Source organism: Collimonas sp. NPDC087041, assembly GCF_044745265.1.
Lineage (GTDB): Bacteria > Pseudomonadota > Gammaproteobacteria > Burkholderiales > Burkholderiaceae_D > Collimonas.
Genome location: NZ_JBIUZX010000002.1, coordinates 330,408 through 350,188 on the forward strand (window position 1 = coordinate 330,408; position 19,781 = coordinate 350,188).

Annotated in this window: 17 protein-coding genes and 1 pseudogene; 7 read left to right on the plus strand and 11 right to left on the minus strand. The window is 56.5% G+C overall.

What is annotated here, in order from left to right; genetic code table 11:
* Positions 1 to 15 precede the first annotated feature (15 nt).
* Positions 16 to 798, minus strand: coding sequence for an extracellular solute-binding protein (locus ACIPF8_RS04675; protein ID WP_400417583.1), 783 nt, complete (start codon positions 796 to 798; stop codon positions 16 to 18).
* A 128-nt stretch (positions 799 to 926) separates the two neighbouring features.
* On the opposite strand from ACIPF8_RS04675, the gene ACIPF8_RS04680 reads away from it, so the two are divergent.
* A complete protein-coding gene (locus tag ACIPF8_RS04680) occupies positions 927 to 1,832 on the plus strand; it encodes a LysR family transcriptional regulator (protein ID WP_400417586.1) in 906 nt (301 codons plus the stop codon).
* Between the two features lie 457 nt (positions 1,833 to 2,289).
* On the opposite strand, the gene ACIPF8_RS04685 is transcribed toward ACIPF8_RS04680, so the two are convergent.
* On the minus strand, positions 2,290 to 3,198 hold the full coding sequence (locus ACIPF8_RS04685) for a LysR family transcriptional regulator (protein ID WP_400417588.1): 909 nt from the start codon (positions 3,196 to 3,198) through the stop codon (positions 2,290 to 2,292).
* Between the two features lie 112 nt (positions 3,199 to 3,310).
* On the opposite strand from ACIPF8_RS04685, the gene ACIPF8_RS04690 reads away from it, so the two are divergent.
* Positions 3,311 to 4,729 carry an aldehyde dehydrogenase family protein gene (locus ACIPF8_RS04690; RefSeq protein ID WP_400417590.1) on the plus strand — a complete coding sequence of 473 codons (1,419 nt, stop codon included), beginning with the start codon at positions 3,311 to 3,313 and terminating at the stop codon, positions 4,727 to 4,729.
* 698 nt (positions 4,730 to 5,427) lie between these two features.
* Here ACIPF8_RS04690 and ACIPF8_RS04695 read toward each other — a convergent pair.
* The 3 genes from ACIPF8_RS04695 to ACIPF8_RS04705 form a co-directional block, all read right to left on the minus strand.
* On the minus strand, positions 5,428 to 5,625 hold the full coding sequence (locus tag ACIPF8_RS04695) for a DUF1737 domain-containing protein (protein WP_400417592.1): 198 nt from the start codon (positions 5,623 to 5,625) through the stop codon (positions 5,428 to 5,430).
* 84 nt (positions 5,626 to 5,709) lie between these two features.
* Positions 5,710 to 6,681, minus strand: a complete 972-nt coding sequence (locus ACIPF8_RS04700) for an alpha/beta hydrolase (protein WP_400417595.1) — start codon at positions 6,679 to 6,681, stop codon at positions 5,710 to 5,712.
* A 146-nt stretch (positions 6,682 to 6,827) separates the two neighbouring features.
* On the minus strand, positions 6,828 to 7,631 hold the full coding sequence (locus ACIPF8_RS04705; protein WP_400417598.1) for an isocitrate lyase/phosphoenolpyruvate mutase family protein: 804 nt from the start codon (positions 7,629 to 7,631) through the stop codon (positions 6,828 to 6,830).
* An 87-nt stretch (positions 7,632 to 7,718) separates the two neighbouring features.
* Here ACIPF8_RS04705 and ACIPF8_RS04710 point away from each other — a divergent pair, with 87 nt between their 5' ends.
* The gene (locus ACIPF8_RS04710; RefSeq protein WP_400417601.1) at positions 7,719 to 8,633 is read left to right on the plus strand and encodes a LysR family transcriptional regulator; all 915 of its coding nucleotides are present in this window, start codon (positions 7,719 to 7,721) and stop codon (positions 8,631 to 8,633) included.
* A 172-nt stretch (positions 8,634 to 8,805) separates the two neighbouring features.
* Here the strand turns inward: ACIPF8_RS04710 and ACIPF8_RS04715 are convergent, their stop codons facing one another.
* The gene (locus ACIPF8_RS04715; RefSeq protein WP_400417604.1) at positions 8,806 to 9,714 is read right to left on the minus strand and encodes a DMT family transporter; all 909 of its coding nucleotides are present in this window, start codon (positions 9,712 to 9,714) and stop codon (positions 8,806 to 8,808) included.
* Between the two features lie 154 nt (positions 9,715 to 9,868).
* Here ACIPF8_RS04715 and ACIPF8_RS04720 point away from each other — a divergent pair, with 154 nt between their 5' ends.
* Both ACIPF8_RS04720 and ACIPF8_RS04725 read left to right on the plus strand, forming a co-directional pair.
* Positions 9,869 to 10,699, plus strand: a complete 831-nt coding sequence (locus tag ACIPF8_RS04720; protein WP_400417607.1) for an AraC family transcriptional regulator — start codon at positions 9,869 to 9,871, stop codon at positions 10,697 to 10,699.
* Between the two features lie 277 nt (positions 10,700 to 10,976).
* On the plus strand, positions 10,977 to 11,351 hold the full coding sequence (locus tag ACIPF8_RS04725) for a glutaredoxin domain-containing protein (RefSeq protein WP_400417610.1): 375 nt from the start codon (positions 10,977 to 10,979) through the stop codon (positions 11,349 to 11,351).
* An 85-nt stretch (positions 11,352 to 11,436) separates the two neighbouring features.
* Here ACIPF8_RS04725 and ACIPF8_RS04730 read toward each other — a convergent pair whose 3' ends face one another.
* The gene (locus ACIPF8_RS04730) at positions 11,437 to 14,220 is read right to left on the minus strand and encodes an ExeM/NucH family extracellular endonuclease (RefSeq protein ID WP_400417612.1); all 2,784 of its coding nucleotides are present in this window, start codon (positions 14,218 to 14,220) and stop codon (positions 11,437 to 11,439) included.
* A 641-nt stretch (positions 14,221 to 14,861) separates the two neighbouring features.
* Positions 14,862 to 15,122 (minus strand): hypothetical protein, encoded by a 261-nt coding sequence (locus tag ACIPF8_RS04735; RefSeq protein WP_400417614.1) that lies wholly within the window; start codon positions 15,120 to 15,122, stop codon positions 14,862 to 14,864.
* Positions 15,123 to 15,346: 224 nt separating this feature from the next.
* On the opposite strand from ACIPF8_RS04735, the gene ACIPF8_RS04740 reads away from it, so the two are divergent.
* Positions 15,347 to 15,763 carry a PaaI family thioesterase gene (locus tag ACIPF8_RS04740; RefSeq protein ID WP_400417617.1) on the plus strand — a complete coding sequence of 139 codons (417 nt, stop codon included), beginning with the start codon at positions 15,347 to 15,349 and terminating at the stop codon, positions 15,761 to 15,763.
* A gap of 27 nt (positions 15,764 to 15,790) precedes the next feature.
* Positions 15,791 to 16,229: pseudogene (locus ACIPF8_RS04745) on the plus strand (VOC family protein).
* Positions 16,230 to 16,365: 136 nt separating this feature from the next.
* Here the strand turns inward: ACIPF8_RS04745 and ACIPF8_RS04750 are convergent.
* From ACIPF8_RS04750 to ACIPF8_RS04760, 3 genes are read right to left on the minus strand one after another with little or no spacing between them, the layout of a single operon-like run.
* Entirely contained in the window at positions 16,366 to 17,418 is a 1,053-nt protein-coding gene (locus ACIPF8_RS04750; RefSeq protein ID WP_400417620.1) for a sensor histidine kinase, read from the minus strand.
* Between the two features lie 30 nt (positions 17,419 to 17,448).
* Complete coding sequence (locus ACIPF8_RS04755) at positions 17,449 to 18,906, minus strand: RAD55 family ATPase (protein ID WP_400417622.1); 1,458 nt, start codon at positions 18,904 to 18,906, stop codon at positions 17,449 to 17,451.
* Positions 18,903 to 19,331, minus strand: a complete 429-nt coding sequence (locus ACIPF8_RS04760) for a hypothetical protein (protein WP_400417623.1) — start codon at positions 19,329 to 19,331, stop codon at positions 18,903 to 18,905. Before ACIPF8_RS04760 ends, ACIPF8_RS04755 begins: the two co-directional genes overlap by 4 nt.
* Positions 19,332 to 19,781: the final 450 nt, after the last annotated feature.

Below are 19,781 nucleotides of genomic sequence, written 5' to 3' on the forward strand. Positions count from 1 at the left end.
ATAGCGCAGGCGAAGTTAATGCTTCGGGTCCAGTCCGCTTTTAATCACTTCGTCGCGCGCCTCGGACGAGGCTAGGTAACGGATCAGTGCACGAGCAGCATCCGGATGTTTGGCGCCGACCGGTATCCCGGCCGAGAAGATGGTGACACTTTGGACCTGTTCCGGAATCTTCGCGACAAAGTCGACGCCTTGCACGGGCAGAATTTCGCTTACCTGCTGGAAGCCCAACTCGTATTCGCCGCTGGCCACCAACGACCCGACGGGGGTTTTCTGGATCATGCGTGCTTTTGGTTTGACTTGTTCTTCAATACCCAACTTCTTGAACAACTCTCGCTCGATATAGACGCCACTTGCGCTGTCGGAATAGGCGATCGATTTAGCGTTGAGCATGGCGGATTTCAAGCCCTCCACCGTGCTAATGTCTGGCTTCGCAGCGCCGGCCTTGACCGCCATGCCGATGCGGGAATCGGCCAGGTCGACGCGACTGTCGGGGTCGACTTTGCCCTGCTTGATCAGGTCGCTCAGTGCATAACCGACCATGATCACGACATCGGCCGGTTCGCCACGTTCGAGGCGGTTGGGAATCGCCTCCGGCGCCTTGCCCATTGAGGGGCCGAAGGCGGTAGACAAGGTGTTGCCGGTAGCCGCCTCGAATTTAGGCGCCAATGCTTTGTAGGCGCCGGTGAAGCCACCCGAAATCATCACGTTAATCTCTTCAGCCTGAGTCGCGCCGGACAACAGGGCTAGGCTGACTGCGCCGAGAGCGAACAGTCGGTAAATTATTTGTTTGGCACGCACTTTTTTATCTCCTGGCTTTTATGCAACTGCGCTGCAATTAGGGTGTAGTCGACCAATTATCACGAACCTTATTGATAAAGTAAAATGCATAAATCTTTACTTTTAATGTGTTAAAGGTATCAATAAAAATGTATCAATTGCGTTTTGATTTAAGCGACCTGCAAGCCATGGTTGCGGTTGTGGAACAGGGCGGTTTCCGGGCGGCGGCGTTGGCGCTGAACATCTCGCAGCCGGCGTTGTCGCGCCGCATCGGCAAGCTGGAAGACGCACTCAACGTCAAACTGTTTGAACGCACTACCCGCCGTGTGGCGCTAACTCTGGTAGGGCGTGAATTTTTTGCCAAGGCAGTTGAGATCCTCAATGGCGTAGAAACGTCTTTGCACAGCATTAGCGACATTTCCCATACGCATTTTGGGCAGATAACGGTGGCCTGCGTACCTTCGATAGCACACAATTTTCTAGCGCCGATCCTGCAACGCTTCAATGCGCAATTTCCTATGATTCGGATCCGCATCGTGGACGAGGGTGCGCATGAAGTACTGAACAACGTTGCTCGCGGAGATTCCGATTTCGGCATCAATTTTCTCGGCGCACGGGAACAGGGCGTCGACTTCGAACCGATCATGGAAGAGAGTTTTGTGTTGGCCTGCCTATCCGACCACCCGTTGGCGCGCCGGCGTGCTGTCAATTGGCAGGATATCGGTAAGTATCCCTACATGACGGTAGCCAAATCGAGCGGTAACCGGATGATGCTGGATATGGCGATGGCACCGTCGGAAAAGCAGCCCGCTTCGTTCATTGAAGTGCGCCATGTTTCAACGTTGCTTGAGATGGTGAAGGCCGGGCTCGGCATTGCCGTGGTGCCGCAACTCGCGATGCCGTCGGATCGCTCAAGCGTACTGCGCGCCATCCCGCTCAAGGAGCCAGCTATCACGCGTACATTAGGCATTATTCGCCGGTCCGGCCGCGTGTTCTCGCCAGGTGCGCAGAACCTCTATGAAATGTTGAAAGCGGCGTCAGCATTGTCAACTTAAAACTGAATCGCCGCCAATTTTCCCCGCATTCATCGTCTATTCAAATTACAGCTGTTTGCCGTACCCCGTAAGCTGCGCGGGGAAAGTACCGGCAACGGTGTGATGTAAAACAACGCTTTTTTTGCGGCGTGCCGTTGTAACCAATTTCCTTCGAAGGCTCCTAATAACGGCGAAAGTTGCCGGTTTCCGCATTGCGTTAAAACCAGTGGATTTAACTGAGTATTCTCATCAAACCAGACTGTGATTCTCCTATCCGGACGCCCTCAAGTAGCAAATGACGCGGAGGCCAGCAGCGAATCTATGCGGCCGAGAGTCGGGGTCACGAGAGTCGGTGTCAGTTCTTGCAGTGACACATTTTTCTCTAGGGCTTGAGTAATATGTCATTGCAAGACCTGACACCGTCATCCGGAGAAACATGCCTCACCTCGTGCTCGACAAATACGTTGCAAGGCGGTTTTTACAAAAGTGAATGCCGTTCGCGAAGTTCATGAATGAGGTCAACGAAAGCGCGCAGTCCAGCAGGCAGCTGCCTGCCAGGAGGATAGTAAAGCGCCAGACCACGATAGCTGGGCGTCCAATCCTGCAACACGCGCACCAATCGTTCTGACGCCAGATCGTCACGCACATACCACTCGGCCAGATAGGCTAGGCCGGTACCGGCCAAGGCGGCTTCGCGCATAAGACCCGGATCATCGAGCGTAAGCGGCCCGGTTACCTCGATATTCAACGGTTCGCCATGATGGGAGAACTCCCAGCGCGACGGCGCACCGCTGGGAAACCGGGCCCGGACACAGGGGTGACCGGCAAGATCGGCGGGCGAAGCCGGGATTGGAAACCGAGAAAAGTGCGCAGGCGATCCCACCACAGCCATCTGGAAATCACCGCCGATCGGTATGCGGACCATGTCTTGCGGCACCATGTCGCTAAGGCGAATCCCGGCATCAAACCCTTCGGCCACGATATCGACCATCCGCCCCTCGGTCACGATCTCCACCTTCATATCGGGGTAGCGGCTCAGGTACGCCAGTACGATCGGCGCAAACACCATGCGGACAGCGCCCAGCGAAGCATTGATGCGAAGTGTGCCAATGGGTGATAGGCGGTGAAGGGTGGTTTCCTCCATGGCGCCGCGAATCTCAGACAAGGCCGGCGTGATTCGGGCAACGAAGTGTTCGCCAGCCTCGGTCAGCGAGACACTGCGCGTGGTCCGATGAAACAGGCGAACACCGAGCCGCGTCTCCAGTCCCGCGACAGCGTTGCTCAGCGCCGTCGTCGAGATACCTAGTTCATTCGCTGCACGCCGAAAGCTGCGGCATCGGGCGACAGCGAGTGCGGCCTCTAGGCCGACTAAACCGGATTTCTGCATTATCCTGATTTTCGAAATAAAACATCAATTTTTATCTATCTTATCAGATCAATTAAGCAAACGTACACTGCATGCATGGCTTCGGATAGTCCGGGCAAACTTAGGAGCGATCATGCAAACCATCCATCAGATCTATATCGGCGGTGCCTTCGTCATGCCGCACGGCACTGAGACAGTTGAAATCATTAACCCGACAACCGAAACGGTTCTCGCGCGCGCCACCCTTGCCGATGCCGACGATACGCGGCGCGCTATCGCAGCGGCCAAGAAGGCGCTCCCGGCGTTTGCGCAAACAACAGTCGTCGATCGCATTAACATGCTGAAGCGGCTGCATGCTGCCGTCCTGGCATGCAGCGATGCGCTGCGCGATGCAACGATTGAAGAATATGGCGCGCCTGTTTCACGGGCTACATGGATCTCCCACTTCGCGGCACAATCGTTTCTTGACGCCGCATCGACGCTCGAAGCCTATGACTTCACACGCATCATGGGCACCTCAACTGTAGTGATGGAACCTATTGGTATTGCTGCCCTCATCACTCCGTGGAATAGCACTGCTGGTTCGATCTGCAGCAAATTGGCGATGGCCATCGCTGCCGGTTGCACGACCGTGATCAAACCGAGCGAACTAAGCCCGATACAGAACAGGATCGTGACGGAAGCGATCCATGCGGCAGGGTTGCCGGCGGGCGTCGTCAATATCGTCGCCGGACGCGGCGACCTCGTGGGTGCAGAATTGAGCACGCACCCGGATGTTGCCAAGATTTCTTTCACCGGCTCTACGGCGGTGGGCAAGATCATCCAGCGTGCAGCGACCGAATCCATGAAGCGTGTCCACTTGGCCTTGGGCGGAAAATCCCCGACCATCCTCCTGGACGATGCAGACTTGACGAATGCCGTTCCTCTCGCGCTCAATGCGGCGTTCATGAATAACGGGCAAGCATGCATCTCGGGGAGCCGCTTGCTGGTGCCTAAGTCGCGCTTGGCGGAAGTCATCGAGGCAGTGAAAGGGGCGGTGGCACAGATGAAGGTGGGTGACCCGGCCGACCCAACTACCGTCATTGGCCCATTGGCTAATCACAATCAGTACCAACGCATACAGAACTACATCAGACTCGGCCTCGCCGAGGGCGCTACACTCATCACGGGTGGCTTGGGGCATCCCGCGGGGCTGGAGCAGGGCTATTTCGTCAAGCCGACGGTATTTGCCGATGTGAGCAACAAGATGACTATCGCAAAGGAGGAAATCTTCGGCCCCGTTCTGTCCATCCTGACATATAGTGGCGACGATGAAGCGATCGACATGGCTAACGATACGGCATTCGGTCTGTACGCCTACGTGATGTCGTCGGACCTGGCGCGGGCTAAGGCCGTGGCGGTGAGGCTGCAGGCCGGGCGAGTGATGATCAACACGCTACAGCACGATCCTTTGGCGCCGTTCGGTGGTTTTAAACAGTCGGGGGTCGGCCGCGAGTACGGCGTGCTTGGTCTGGAATCGTATTTGGAGCCAAAGACGCTCATTGGGGTGTAGCGTGTCACTAATTGCATGGCATCCTATGAGTATCAATCAGGAAACATCCGCAGCCATTGACTGTGCTGACAGCCAGATTCACCACCTCACACGTGTTCCCGAAATGCTGCTTTTGGTACTCTGGACGGCAAGGTGACTAGTGACTACTTAGAGCGTGTTGCCGACGGTCAGCGTCAAAATTCTTTGCGTTTCTAATGGCCAGTTCCTGGTGTACTGCGGCCCGTCGCGACCTGAGCATCAAATTCTGGTGGCAGCATTGATGCGAATACGCAATCTGTTCAAAATGCAGCTGTTCGTGTGAACGGGATAGCTGGACATGATGTCTCCTTGACGGGGAGCGCCGCCGGATTGGTGGCGCAACAGCCAAAGAGTAGAAGCGGCTGCGCTGCATGGCAATTACATCGAATGTAATCGCCGTGCAGCGCCAGCTCAGTTGAAACAGTATGGATCCGATCTGCACGCGCCTCGTTGAAACGGACCTGGCATCCGGGGACGCTTCACCCGTCTCTATCGTAAGTTTCGGGGCCAATCGAATGAAACGTGTCGGACGTAAATTCGAGCGCGAGAGGAATCGCGGCAGCGGCGGGAGATGGCCGTTTTGAGCCGATCGCGACAGACAGATTTCGCAGCCCTATAACGGACCGCTTAACGGACCGATAACGGACCGTTTCCCAACAACGGCCTTTGGCCCTTGCTGTTTATTTGGTCAAGCTAACGCTTGCGGGCCAGATTATGGCTTGCGCGACGATCACATGCTCGCCATTGAAAGTGGTCGCAGGGGAACCGTAGAGCACGTAGCCCATTTGCAAAGCGTCGCTTACACGATGGCAGAATGTGGCGTCGTCGGGTCCCGTCAGTACCCTGTAAATGGGAAGCCCTCCAGGCGGTAAATTCATATTTCGGTATCCTCAGATGTTTAATGAATCGGATTATTCGGGTCGCCTGGCTGGGAGTTATTCAGCAAACACCCGCAGCTACTTTCAAATTGTCGTTGTTTGGCGGGCGCCGGAGTTGTCCGCAATTTTGGCCAGGAACGCTATTGCCGCATGTTCTAGCTGTGAAATACCAGGCTCCTCAACCGGGAAGTGGCCGCACTTCTCAAGTAAAACTAATGTCTTGTCACCCTTGATACGGTCAAAAAAGGGGCGGCTAGATTCTATGCTGCTCCAACGATCTGCCGCCGGGTGCGCTAGCAGCACTGGACAAATATCGAAATTTTCCGGTTCCATCGCCGGCCTGACGGAGAAAATAGATTGCATGAAGCTCACGGGAACCCGCACCCCGCCACCGAACGGATCTTCGGCAACTAGCTGGGACAGCTCCGAATCGTTGGACATTGCTCCCATTTTTGTGAACCACTTGATAGGGAGCTTGAGATTACCTGCTAACTTCGCAAACAATGGCATCAAAGGCATCATTCCATGTAATACCAGGCTGTTCTTGGCTAACTGCTCTTTAGCGAGTCGCAATCGGGGGTCAATTAATGTGGTTGCAATGATCCCTGCGATCAATTCAGAGCCCAACTGTGCCGCGCTTAAATAGGCAAGATAGCCGCCAAGGCTACCGCCACACAGAACAATGCGACGTCCATTTCGCTTGTATTCGCTGGCAACAAGATCGCTCAGCATTCGAATCCATACGTCATATCTGACCATCGATGAGTCATTTTTGCTCAAGCCGTAGCCGGGAAGATCAGGCGCAACCACTTCGTAACCTGCCTTGCGGAGCAGAAGCCCGACTGGCGCAAAGAGCCGCCCGTAGCCACCACCGCCATGCACGACGATGATCGTGAGTGGCGCTTCGCGACATGGGTAGCGGTCTATGTGAATTGACGCACCATGCCATTCAAACCACTCCTCATCCGGCGCATTTTCGGAGGTGACGTGCGCACGGAGAGGAAAGAATCTTTGGTATTTTTTCCAGTAGGTTTCTGTTTGATATTTTTTAAGCAAAATAAAAAGCCTTATGGCGTTCTGACTTCGATCTCAGCGGGCATCGATTCCCTTGGTACTGAAATATTGTGCGGCTTCTTCATCCGCCACTCCGCATATTCGTGAATTCCGCATGCCCTGTCCAGCCCCCTGAAAATTCCGCCGTTTCAGAACACCGCGTTGACTTCCGAGTATGGCGTTGCGTCCGTCATCATTGGCGCGATGGCGTTGTCTCGCAGGAATCCTCGAACCAGTTGCTCGGTGTGCGCCCACAGCGTTTGCGGCAACCACGAACCGACGCTGACACGGCGCACGCCGAACTCTGCCAAGACATCTAGCGGCGGCAGATCGGGCCAGACGATCACGTTCAACAGCAGGCCGCTATCGCGCGCGATGGCACTCATTTCCGAGGTATTGACCAAACCCAGCACAAACAGGCCATCGGCCCCTGCGGCGCGGTATCCCTGTGCTCGTGCCAGCACCTCTGTCGCCCTTTGTTCCTGCGGTACCAGGCCGCGCGCATAGACGTCGGTTCGGACATTGATATACAGCGGAACACCGCAGCGCTCACCAGCGGCCCGTGCCGCCTCCACTTTACGGCATAGCAAATGCGGCGATCCGACGCCATCCTCGATGTTGATGCCTACAGCACCTGCGTCGATGAGCCGCGTCACCGTCTCGGCCACCGTGGCCGGATCATCCGCGTAACCACCCTCGATATCGACACTGAGCGGTACCGAAATCACTCGGGCAATGGATGCGGCACGGGCGACATACTCCTCAACGGGTAACGCGTTGCCGTCACGGTAACCCAGTGACCACGCCACGCCGGCGCTGGTAGTGGCAATCGCGGCGGCGCCAAGGCTCTCGATCAAACGCGCGCTGCCGGCGTCCCAGGCATTTGGCAAGAGTAAAGGCGTGGCTTGGTGGTGAAGTTCGCGAAATGCGGCTGCAGAATAAGAAGTTTGCATGAATGCCCCCAAAGGCACAATTGTAACCATGCGTATTTTTATTGATAATAGCTAAAAATAACTGACATTAATTCCTGGAAAACAGTAATGAGCGAGCCGTCACTTCATCTGGTGCACACCTTTGTTACCGTGGTTGAGCACAACAGCTTTGCCCGCGCCGCTGAAGCGCTGGCAATGACGCCATCATCCGCCAGTCGATTGGTGAAGGCGCTAGAGCAGCATCTGGGCGCCACGCTGCTGAATCGAACCACGCGCGCGATGTCTCTGACCGACGCCGGCCAGCGCTATTTTGCCGAATGCAGTAATGCGCTGGCGCAAGTCAGGGGAGCCTACGAGATGGTGCGCGATGAGCAGGACCTGCCGCGCGGTACGCTGGTAGTCAGCGCGCCAGTTGCCTTTGGCCACAGCCATGTGGTGCCCCACCTGGCCGGTTTTCTGGAGGCTTGTCCCCACGTGCAGTTGGATTTGCGCCTCAGCGACGGCTATGTTGACCTGGTCGCCGAAGGCGTCATGCTGGCCCTGCGTATCGGCCGCCTGAAGGACTCATCGCTGATCGCGCATAAGCTGCTGGATAACCGTCGCATCCTGGTGGCGGCGCCGGCATATCTCGATTGCCACGGAACACCGACAGCGTTGGAGGACCTGTACCAGCATCAATGCCTGGTGTCGAGCGCCAGCCAGGACGGCAAGCTTTGGCGCCTGTTTTGTGAAGGAGAGGAGCGCACGCTGGAACCGCGCGGCCGCATCAAGGGGGATAACGCCGACGCGATCCGGCGACTGTGCATCGACGGCCTGGGAATCGCCTTCCACTCCGTCGTGACCATGGCGGCGGCAATTCATGCTGGCGATCTGATTCAAATACTGCCGCAATGGACTGGCCGCGAAACCGGGGTCTACTGCGTGCGGCCTCAGCGCCGCATGGGACTCGCAGCCAAGACCTTTATTGAATTTTTGGCAGCGCGCTGGCGTGATGCCGACGCCACACCCAGCCGTCACCAGTAAATCTAGCGCGTATTTCAGAACAAGATGAGCGCGCTGAGTCTTTCACTTCCCCCTAAGCAGACGGTTCAGATCGGCTGTTGATTTGCGCCGAAAACTGATAATCATCTAGCCACGTATAGACCGCAATCCTACTCAATATAGTGACTAGGATTGTGGTCCATACGTGGGATGATTAAGCATTATTCGACGCCGGCATCTGCGCGCGGAACATGGGACACTGCACCGTTTGCGCAATCAATACTCCCAGCAAGCTAATGCCGCCGCCGACGAGGTGATAGGCATGCATGGTTTCACCGAGCCAGAGAATTGCAAAAAATGCGGTCATGATCGGCAGCAGGTTAATGAAGATGCTGCAACGATTCGGCCCCAGCAGCTTGACTCCTTCGATCCAGAAGAACGACAGAATGATGGACGAGCCTATTCCTGCGTAAGCTATCAAGGGTAAGGTTTTTGCGTCCAGCACTGCAGCCCCGGCCGGCAGCGTGAGAAACATTGGCAGCATGAAAACCAGAGCAGCGCAGCACTGAACATATATCGATTGCCAGGCCGGAACGTTGATGCGCCAATGGCGCAACAGTACGCCATACAGCGAGAACGACAAGGCCGCCAGCAGCATCAGCGCATCGCCGACATGTACGCCTTCGCGCAGCACTGCCGTGACATCGCCATGACCGACCACGTATAGCAGACCGCCGAACGAGAGCACGCCGCCGACCGTCATGCCTACGGTAACCGCTTCACCCAGGACGATCGTACTGAGGATGGCGGTAAGCAGCGGGATCAAGGCTGTCACGATCGCCATATTGGTCGCCGTGGTGCTTTCGGCGGCGCGATAAGACAGGCTTTGGAACAGCACCATGGACATCAGGCCGCCCAGCGCGAGTTTCCAGACATGCTGGCGGATGACGGCGCGGTTTCTCCATATTGAACGCAGCATGAAAGGGCTCATGAGCAGAAGCACCAACACCAGCCTGTAAAAAGTAATGGCGGTAGGCGATATGGCGGAGGCCGCCAATTTGGAAACGATGACGTTTCCGGCCCACAGTACGATAGCAAGAAAGGGGTAGAAATAAGGGGACATGTGGCATCAATCTTCGGGTTCGAATAGCAAAGATGTTGGCAGATCACATGCCGCGTGTCGCGCGCTCAAAGGACTTTGGCCATTCTGAAACCGACACCGCAATAAAGTCGCAGCCGACCATCGATCCGCCGCGTCGCCCTCCCGCGACAACTTCTTGACCGTTGCGAATTCGGATGCCTACAATCGTCGCAACATGGATACCCGCCTCACATTCCCGCCTGATCAATTGCCGACACAGCCGCGCGCCGTTTCGATACTGGCTATTGATCGGCCTGCCGGCCACGTATTTCCCGCCCATACGCATAGACGGGGACAGCTGGTGCACGCGATTTCCGGGGTGCTGGTGGTGCGCGCCGCGCAAGGTAGCTGGGTGGTGCCAACCGATCGCGCCGTATGGCTACCGTCGAAGGCGGAACATGAAGTCAGCGCCGCCAGCAATGTAAAAATCCGTGCCGTCTATGTCGAGCCGGATGCACGCCCAGCACTGCCCCAGTCATGCCGGGTGGTTGCCGTTTCCACGCTATTACGCGAACTGATCATCCGCGGCGCCAGCATGCTTCCTGGCGCCCTTGCCGCCGCTCATGAACAACGGATCCTGGACTTGATCCTGGACGAGATCGAAGTCGCGCCGGCTCTGCCGCTGCACGTCCCGATTCCACGCCATGCCGGCCTGTCTGCACTATGCACGAGCTTGCTCGAGCAGCCCTCGATGGAAGCGACAATCGCCGACCATGCACGCCGCCTGGGGATGAATGAGCGCACTTTTACGCGCCTGTTCAAGCGCGAAACCGGCATGACATTTGGCGTCTGGTTACGCCATGCGCGCCTGCTGCTCAGTTTGCCCGCGCTCGCGCGCGGCGCATCGATTCTGAGCGTCGCGCTGGATCACGGCTATGACAGCCCGAGTGCATTCGCCGCCGCGTTTCGCCGCACATTCGGCCTGCCGCCGAGTACTTATCAGGCGCAGCGGGGCGTAGCCGAATAGGTTTGCGCAGCCGACTTTTGAGCGAAACTTGGGATGATATTAACGGCGCGGAGCTTGCTGACTGCGAGGGCCTGCGGCAGCACGTGCTGTACCAGTTGTTGCGCATGGGGAGGCAGCGCGTCCAGCTGAACCGAGCTACCCGAACAGGACTTGCCTGCAGTTTGTGGACTAGGCTGACCCGATGTACTGCGGGTCGCCCCTGCATGCACTGGAACCAGATTGTGGGCACAATGCAATAGCACCCTATACTGGTCATTTTCAACGCAAAGGAAACGAGATGAACCGCAGCATCCTGGACGAGGCACACATCCACTCAGCGATACGAGCAAAGATAGCCAATGACAATGCCGACATCATTGTTGAAGTCAAAGCTGCCATTGCCTCCAATCCGGTCGTCGTCGTGGGCATGGCTCAAAATCCCTTCCCCAAAAAAGCGCGCGCGGCCCTTGCAGCGGCCAAGGTCCCATACACCTATCTGGAATACGGTAGTTATTTTTCAGAGTGGCGTCGCCGTACCGCGCTCAAGATGTGGAGCGGCTGGTCGACCTTCCCGATGATATTTGTCAAAGGAGTGTTGGTCGGTGGGGCCAATGATTTGCAACTGCTGATTGCAAACGGCGAGTTATCCAGGATGCTTCAAGCCGATTCTTGAAATATCACCATGATGCAAGCGGATGCAATTCGCCGCATCACGACGAATTGCATCCTATTCAAACGTTACGGCGCATTACAGTCCATCAATTCACCACGTGCGATCCGAGGCCGGAGAAGGTGTCCACAGGAAAACTGTCCCATTGCACTGATGGATCGAAAGCGGCGGTTGCGTCGGGATCTCCGGCGGTGATGCTTGGCTTGCGGCGCAGGGTCTGGTTTAGCGAGCTGACGCCACTGCCGATCCACTCGACTCCAGGATCCACGCCGAGTTGACCAAACCTGTCAATGACCACGCCCGACTTCTCCAGCGTCAGGGCATCGTCGCCATTGAAGTTGGTGACGCCGCTGATGATAGTGCCGGCCGGCTTGAAGTCCGCCGTAGCGCCGGAGTGCGCCAGCACCAGCACGCTGCCGGGCGACAAGGAACCGCTAAGCGCCAGGGTGCTGGTCGGCGTGCTCGCACCGTTGGAGTACAGCTTGACGCTGTACAGGCTCAGGTCTACCGCTGCAGCAGTTGGGTTGTAGATTTCGAGCGCCTTGTTGTTGGCAGTACCTTCGACGTACTCGCTGAAGAACAGCTCTCGTGCTCCGGGCGGCGTCACCACCGCCACCGTGCCGACATTGACGCTGCCGGTTTGGGTTGCGATCTGGCCGGCGGAGTTGGTCAGCGTGACCACCACGTTGAAGGTGCCCGCGGCCGTGTAGAGATGCGTCACCGTGCCGGTGCCCAGTACTGTCGTCGCGGCGCTGCCATCCCCCCAATCGACTGCGAGAGAAGTCTGCGTGGTTGTGCCACCAGGTAAGGCCGTCGAAATGTTCACGCTGTAGGTCTCGCCGACCTTTGTGCTGGCGGGGATCGGCGCGGTGACGATCGGTTGCGTCACGGCTGCATCGGCCGCCAGGGTCAGGCCGACCAGCACCGGATCATGATCCGAGGCCCGGAATGGCGTGGGCGCATAGCGGTCGTCGGTCGTGAAGTCGGTGTTGTAGTCCAGCGCGGTTGGCTCGTCGGCATTAATGTGCCAGACGGTCACGCCGCTGACCTGCGATTTCAGCGAGGTCGAGGCATAGGCGTGATCCAGCGCACCGGTTTCACCGCCGAAGACGTAGGTGTAGCGATCATTGGCGGCCATGCGCTTGAGCAGACTCTCGTGACCGGCAGCTTCCAGCACCTTGGTTGGGTCTTCCTGCAAGTAACTATTGAAATCTCCCATCATCAGCACGTCGGACTCGCCCATGAGCTTGAGCTTGTCGACAAAACTGTTCAGCGCATTCGCCTGCTTGGTGCGCGCCACGTTGAAGCAGCCCTGCCCCAGATCGACGTCGCCCTTGGTGGGGCAGCTACCCTTGCTCTTCAGATGGTTGACCACAAACCAGAAACCACCATTGTTACCGACTACGCTGAAGCGCTGCGCCAGCGGTGGCCGCCCGCTTGCTGCGGTGTAGTCAGTCAGATCCGTGCCGGTCGGAAGAACCACGTTGCCGATACGATTGACCTTCGCCGGCTTGTACAGGATATCCACCTTGATCGCATCCGTGCCGAACACGCCGCTGTTGACGGCAGCGTAGGTATTCGCGCCAACCTTGGCATTGAGGGCCGCCAGCAGATCGTTGGTTGCCACATCGGTGTTCTGGATTTCCATCAATCCCACCACGTCTGCATCCAGACCCGCGATGGCCGCGACAATCTTGGCCTGTTGCCGCTGAAACTCAATCCGATTGTTTGCGCCGCGGCAGTTTGCCGCCGATGCAGGACCATTTCCAAGCGAGCAACCCTGGCCGGTCAGGCCCGACGAGGTTTCGCCATTCTGGAAAGTGGTGAAGTAGTTGAGTACGTTGAGGCTGGCCACTTTGATCGAGCCGTCGACAAGCGGTGCGGTTGCCTGGCGCGGATTGGTCTGCGTGAACACAGGAGCCACCGTTGGGTGGATACGATAGGCCCCGAAGTTGTGACTCAGGATGCCGGTGATTTTTTGCGTCGTATCGCCGACCCGCCGGGTGCCATCGGTGCCAGCTGCGCTCAGATAAGGAATGGGTGCCGGATTCTGGCGTGAAGAGCCATCGTCCAGCACGATGCGCGACAGCATGTTCTGCGCATGGGTCGCCGTCGCATTGCCATTGGTGGGATTGAACTGCCGTCCGTTCAAGGCCAGCACCATTTGGCCATAGCGACCCAATTCGAACGACTCCGTCACGGCCAGCGGCTGCGAAATCTCAACCAGCATGCCTTCATAGCGCTCCAGCGTGGATGCGTCAGCCACCGGAAGCTTGATCTGTTTCGGGGCGATCGCAATCCCAGAACCACAGATGCTGATGGACAGGGGGGTTGCGGTGGTACCGGCAATCTGCGTGAGGCTGTCGGGTGCGGCTGCGGCGCCCGCGGTCTGGCCGTACTCGTTGACCACACCAGAGACCTGAACAAAATCGCCGACGGTTACGCGGGTGGCGTTACCGGGTGCATAGATAAAAACCCCTTCCGAGGTCAGCGGGTCGGTGTCGGGCGTGAGTTGCTGCACGAAAAAACCATTCAGCTTCACTGTCGTCGTGCCGATATTCTGAAAATCTCCCACAACCACGCCACGAACGGTCACGGCTTGCGCCGCCAAAGGACTCGTGTCGCCGGTGCCTTGGACGGATGAAATGGCTGTCAGCGGCGCATCGGCTGGGACAGCGGCTGCACATGTGGGCGGCGTCACCACAACCGGCGGTGTTTCGGGAGTGTCTGCTATTTCGGGACCCGTTGGCGTTGCGGGGGCACCTGGCGTTCCGAGATGGGAATTGGTAGGTTCATCTCCCCCTCCACAAGCGGCGAGAGACAGGCTTAAAAGGCTGCCTGCAAGTAGCTGCATCCATTGTTTTTTGTTCATGAAAACTCCTGCTAGAAGGAAGCGGTCGTGTTGATCCTGAAGGACGCTGGGGTAATCGTATTTATGCTGCGAATTGGCGCGGTCAGTCGGCAAATTCGTCAGCGCATCAAGCATTTGCCGTTTGCGTGGAATTTCAAAACGCAGTGGTCAGTAATACCTAGGTTCGCAGCGACTTGTGATCGCCTAACGCGGCGATAGCGTGAATTCGCAGATCGCTATATTTTTTATAACCATCGGTAGAGTAACGAGGAATTATTTCGGCGGTATTACAAATGATGGCGATGGCGATCCGCAAATCAAATAGCCGTGTTTTTACCCATCAACATCTGACATCGCGCAAAGCAACAGGAACGTGCAGAGGAAATCAGCGTTATCGCATTGAAACAATTTCCCGATTACCTTGTCATGCCCTGCAGTCGCGGGTTCTGAAATCGGAGCTACCAGCCACCCTGCAAACGGAAGCCATACCTTGCCGACGCGCGCGGCGGAAAGAACTGACTTGAAACAATTGCGCTATCGCGTTTGCCTGGGGCTGGCAGGCCTGTACACGTTGTGGATGTTAGGCCAGGTAAGTGCGAATGAATTTCACGGCGCAGTAGAGGTGGCTTTAGGTTTTGCGCAGTCAGCGCCAGGAGTGAACTTCAGCGTTGCTGCCGATTCCGATGGCGCGATTCCGGGCGCTGGCACACGATGGTCAGCGATACCCGGCGTCTTCCAAGCAGCACCTTGCCGCCCGATTTCGGCTTTGCATCGAGGGCAGCCGGATTCATCTTTCCATATTCGACTGTTGTATCGCCAAGTTGTATCTGACAATTGCTGGCGTACGTTTGCGTTGCCAAGCCCAGCCACATGGCACATGGCAGCAGTAGTTTTTGGATATTCGAGACATGGCGGGAATGCATTGGGTTCTCCTGAAATGCCGCGCACACAACCCATCGCCGCAACGGCAGCGATGTCTCGGTGGATATCCGATAAGCAGCTCTGTGGGCTCGCCGGTAACTGCCCGCATGCGGGTCTGCCGCCTTGCCGGACATCGGTTTTCTTTGCATAATGACAGCCGAGCTATTCGGTTCGCTTGATCACCATCAGGCGTCATGCACGATCATCCCACCACGAGGCTACGCCCATGGAAGATATTCAAGAACGCATTGCAACCAGCTTCAATTCACAAGGCCTGATGGCGACTCTCGGCGCGCGCCTGGTCTCAGCCGCAGACGGCGAGGTGCAGATAGAAATGCCATTCTCGACGCAGCTTTCGCAACAGCACGGTTATGTGCACGCCGGCGCAATAACCAGCATTGTGGACAGCGCATGCGGCTACGCGGCATTGACCAGGGCGCCGCTGGATTGCGATGTGGTCTCAGCCGAGTTCAAGATCAACTTTGTGCGACCGGCAATCGGCGAACGTTTCCTGGCAATCGGAAAGGTGCAAACGTCGGGTAAGCTACTCGCGGTCTGCACGGGGGAAGTGCGCGCCTTGTCGGCAGGTGCCTGGAAAGTGGTTGCCATCATGCAGGCGACGATCGTCAATGTGCGCGGCTGACGCTGCGCAAAATATTCGGAGAAAATCATGCAAGCTCTATTTCATCTGGCTTACCACGTGCGCGATCTGGAACAGGCGCGGCAATTCTATGGCGCGATCCTGGGATGCAAGGAAGGACGCAGTACCGATACATGGGTAGATTTCGATTTCTTCGGCCATCAAATCTCCCTGCATTTAGGTGAGCCATTCGTCACCAGCTTTAGGTGAGCCATTCGTCACCAGCAACACCGGAAAAGTCGGTGACCATATGGTGCCTATGCCGCATCTGGGCGTGATTTTGGCAATGCCGGACTGGCAGCGATTGGCCGCACATTTGACGGAGCAGAAAATTCAATTTGTGCTTGCGCCCAGCATTCGTTTTCCCGGAGAGCCAGGCGAGCAAGCCACGATGTTTTTCCTTGATCCATCCGGCAACCCAATCGAAATCAAGGGTTTCGCTACGTTGGATGGTGTCTATGCAAAATGAATGGAGCAGCCGCTCCGTTCAATGCCGCCAACGGCCAGGATTCCGACACTCGCCTGAATCCGCGCCTGGCAGGTGATTGCCATAACCCACAGATCAGCGCGCGCGAATGGCAATACCGAGCATGCGCGATGCGCATTTATCCGGGTGCCGCGCTCAGCTCGATCCAGAATGTGCTGCCGATCCCGGCGTTGCTTTCGATGCCGATCTCTCCTCCCATTGCCTCGACCAGACGCTTGCTGACCGCCAGGCCGATGCCGGTTCCCTCCACTGCCTTGGACTCTTGCCCCAGGCGGTTGAAGGGCTGGAACAATTGGGCAATTTTTTCTGGCGGCAAACCTTCACCGCTATCCCGCACGCTGATACGTACGCGCTGTACCTGAATCGCAGTACAGCTCACCTCTACCGAGCCATTTGTGCGGTTGTATTTGATCGCATTGGAAAGCAGGTTGATCAGAATCTGCTTCACTGCGGTTCGGTCTGCCATGACAAAGCAGGAGTTATCGAAATCTGGAAAGCGCATCCGAATGCCGTTTTTTTCTGCCTGAGGTTCTATCATGCTGCGGCAATCCTGCAGGACTTCCGGCAGTAATACCGGCGCCATCGACAATGACAATTTGCCGGATTCGATGGTCGCCAGATCGAGAATTTCGTTGATCAGGTCCAGCAGATACCAGCCGGCCCGGATGATCTTGCTGATATTGACTAATTGGATAGGCGTTGGCTGCGGCGCGCCCGATTCAAGCAACTGCGCGAAACCGAGGATGGCGCTGAGCGGGGTGCGTAACTCATGGCTCATCCTGGACAGAAACTCCGATTTGGCGAGATTGGCCTTTTCCGCCGCAGCCTTTGCGCTTTCGAGCTGCACCGTGGTCAGTTCGAGTTGCTGGGCCAGCGCTTGCGCATCAATGCTTGCAATGACAAGCTGCTGGTTGGCCTGCTGCAGCACGACCATATGCGTATCGGAGCTGGCTTGCGTGGTCTCCAACGCGTGCATCAGGCGCTCGCGGACGATGACTGCCTCTTCACGCAAATGCACGGCGTCTTCACGAACAGTCAGCGCTTTTTCACGACTTAACAGGGCCGCAGCGGCATCGCGCAGTTCAAGTAATTGGTCAGTGGGTACGCCGGCAACGTTTGACTGACTTGCGTCATTGGTATCAGAAGCGTCGACATTGTCATATTTTTTCATTTTCGCTTCCGTAACCATTCATTACCGCTACTAGGTCACTGTAGGGCGACCTGACAATATGCCAGCGTAGTCGGACAAGGTTTCGCCAATCACGATGCCGTCATCCGTAATGTCGAACAATCGAATGTTCTTGCTGTGCTGGCTGCCGCGCACTTTTATGATGGACATGACGCGCTTGAATTGGCCGACGATTTCGATATAGCGCTGCACAATAATTGCGTCGGCCAGGAATGCGCTGCCAAACGGGCTAAAGCGCAAATCCGTGTAGCGGTCTTCCAGCTCGGAGGTCATCAATACGGTCACGCCCATGCCGGTGAGCTGGGCAATCATCCGATACAAAGAGCCGCGAAAATCTTCGCTGAACTCGGGCGCCAGCGCCAGTTCAAATCCCGACAGGGAATCGATGACGACGCGCTTGGCCTGCATGCGATTGATCATTTCGATCAGATCATGCAGGGTTTCATCTATCGACAAATCCAGCGAGCGCGTGTTAATCACCCCAACCTGGCCGGCGGCAACCAAGCCCTGCAGCTTATGGTTGAGCAGTTGGCTGGGACTCTTTTCAAACGCCGCAATTACACCAGGCTCGCCGCGGCGTACGCCCTCTTCCAGGAACTCCGTCGCCAGCACGGTTTTTCCTGAGCCGGAGGGGCCGACCAGCAGCAGGGAATATCCTACCGGCAGACCGCCGCCCAGCATGTCATCCAAACCGGGGATTCCCATCGCCAGCCGTTGCACGCCGTTGGCGCCCTTGATGTTGGAGGAAACTACGCCACCCTGCTGGACAATCGCGCGCTGGAATATCTGGATGCCGGAATCGGTAATCCGGAAGGTATGCAAACCCGAGGCTTGCGCTTGACCACGCATCTTGACCACCTGGATCTTGCGCACCATCGAATTGCGCTGCATGTTTTGCGATAACCACAGGATGCCGTCGGCCACCGTGAATACCGCACTTGATTCCGATTCCGGCACCAGATACTCGCCGATCAAAAATGTGGTCGCCTGCCAGCTGGTCATTTGCATGCCCAATTGCTGCACAAAGCGCTGCAAGTCACTCTCGCCGGGTTCTTTGCGCATCGCAGTGCGCATGACGGAGCGGAACGAATCGACGAATACAAAACTGGGGGCGTAGTCCTTGACCTCTTTGTCGATGCGCGCAAGAACGCGATCAAAGTCACCTTCCAGCAGGTCTGAAGACAAATTGACGTAGCGAATCGACTGATTGATTTTATCGATGTCAAAAAATGGAAACTGCTGCTGATAACGCAGCATTTTCAGGGCCGGCTCACCCAGCACGGTGAAAAACAGCGCCTTCTTGTCCTGCCCCGCCAACGCAAACATCAATTGATGCGCGAGGGTTGTCTTGCCGCTTCCCGGGGTACCCGCGATCAGGTTGAACGAGAACTCCGGCAGGCCTCCGCCAAGCAGGTTGTCCAGACCGGGAACGCCAGTCTGGAGGCGGCGGATACTTACCTTTTTGCTCATTTTTTCAACTCCTTGGCGGCTTTGGTAGAAGCACTATCGCCCCAGGCCGAATATAAAATATTTTCCGTCAGCTGGTCGCCAATCAGCGATGCCAGAATGTCGGTGAAAGTGGTCAGTAACGCGCTATTGGCGGCACGGGCTTGTGCAGGTTCTTGTGCTTCAAATGCGGCTTTCAGGGCCGCGAACTGTTGCTGCTGCTCCTGCGACTGCTGCGTCACGATGCAAGAGGCGAGCCACGGAAAGGTAGATTGAGTAAGGAATACGCTGCGCGCGTAAAGAGAATTGAAGCCGCCTTCACCGACGATGGCAATGATTTTGGTCGTCATCAACTCCCATTGAACAATCGCGGCATCAGAAAATTTTTCGGTGTGCCTGGAAATGATGCTTTCTATCAGCTGCTGCCGTGGTGAATCGGTGTTTGCCATAAAGGTAGTACCAAATATCGATGGTAAAAAGCCGTTGGCGAAATACAGCGGGCATTTTCTTTAAAAATCCAGTATAGGCACTTTCTGTTATTGCAACCAGAAGGATCCTTACTTTGGCGGGAATGGCCAGGAAACGCGTTTTTTATTCGATTCCGCAGCAACCAGGATTGCGGTCGCTTCTACGGTAGCGTTGTCGCCGGCAGATCAAGGATGAGAAGTATGCTGGTTTTCACAGGGTAGCATTCTTTCGACCTTGTTTTTCCATATTTCGATGGTACAAGACCGGAAGCAGGGGTAGAGTAAGCCAAGGACACCTGATCCACATCAAAATCATCTTCCGGCAACCTTGCCCGGCACTGAATTCGATTTCCTGGCAATTTCAGCTTCCCCATGTCCTTATATTCTCGCTGCACATCCTGTTGGACGTGGCGAGCCCTCCGAAATCAGTAC

Bases quoted from the DNA above. Each gene is read 5' to 3' on its own strand.
- ACIPF8_RS04680 (WP_400417586.1), top strand. From the start codon at position 927: ATGTATCAATTGCGTTTTGATTTAAGCGACCTGCAAGCCATGGTTGCG.
- ACIPF8_RS04685 (WP_400417588.1), bottom strand. From the start codon at position 3,198: ATGCAGAAATCCGGTTTAGTCGGCCTAGAGGCCGCACTCGCTGTCGCC.
- ACIPF8_RS04690 (WP_400417590.1), top strand. From the start codon at position 3,311: ATGCAAACCATCCATCAGATCTATATCGGCGGTGCCTTCGTCATGCCG.
- ACIPF8_RS04695 (WP_400417592.1), bottom strand. From the start codon at position 5,625: ATGAATTTACCGCCTGGAGGGCTTCCCATTTACAGGGTACTGACGGGA.
- ACIPF8_RS04705 (WP_400417598.1), bottom strand. From the start codon at position 7,631: ATGCAAACTTCTTATTCTGCAGCCGCATTTCGCGAACTTCACCACCAA.
- ACIPF8_RS04710 (WP_400417601.1), top strand. From the start codon at position 7,719: ATGAGCGAGCCGTCACTTCATCTGGTGCACACCTTTGTTACCGTGGTT.
- ACIPF8_RS04715 (WP_400417604.1), bottom strand. From the start codon at position 9,714: ATGTCCCCTTATTTCTACCCCTTTCTTGCTATCGTACTGTGGGCCGGA.
- ACIPF8_RS04725 (WP_400417610.1), top strand. From the start codon at position 10,977: ATGAACCGCAGCATCCTGGACGAGGCACACATCCACTCAGCGATACGA.
- ACIPF8_RS04730 (WP_400417612.1), bottom strand. From the start codon at position 14,220: ATGAACAAAAAACAATGGATGCAGCTACTTGCAGGCAGCCTTTTAAGC.
- ACIPF8_RS04735 (WP_400417614.1), bottom strand. From the start codon at position 15,122: ATGCATTCCCGCCATGTCTCGAATATCCAAAAACTACTGCTGCCATGT.
- ACIPF8_RS04740 (WP_400417617.1), top strand. From the start codon at position 15,347: ATGGAAGATATTCAAGAACGCATTGCAACCAGCTTCAATTCACAAGGC.
- ACIPF8_RS04750 (WP_400417620.1), bottom strand. From the start codon at position 17,418: ATGAAAAAATATGACAATGTCGACGCTTCTGATACCAATGACGCAAGT.
- ACIPF8_RS04755 (WP_400417622.1), bottom strand. From the start codon at position 18,906: ATGAGCAAAAAGGTAAGTATCCGCCGCCTCCAGACTGGCGTTCCCGGT.
- ACIPF8_RS04760 (WP_400417623.1), bottom strand. From the start codon at position 19,331: ATGGCAAACACCGATTCACCACGGCAGCAGCTGATAGAAAGCATCATT.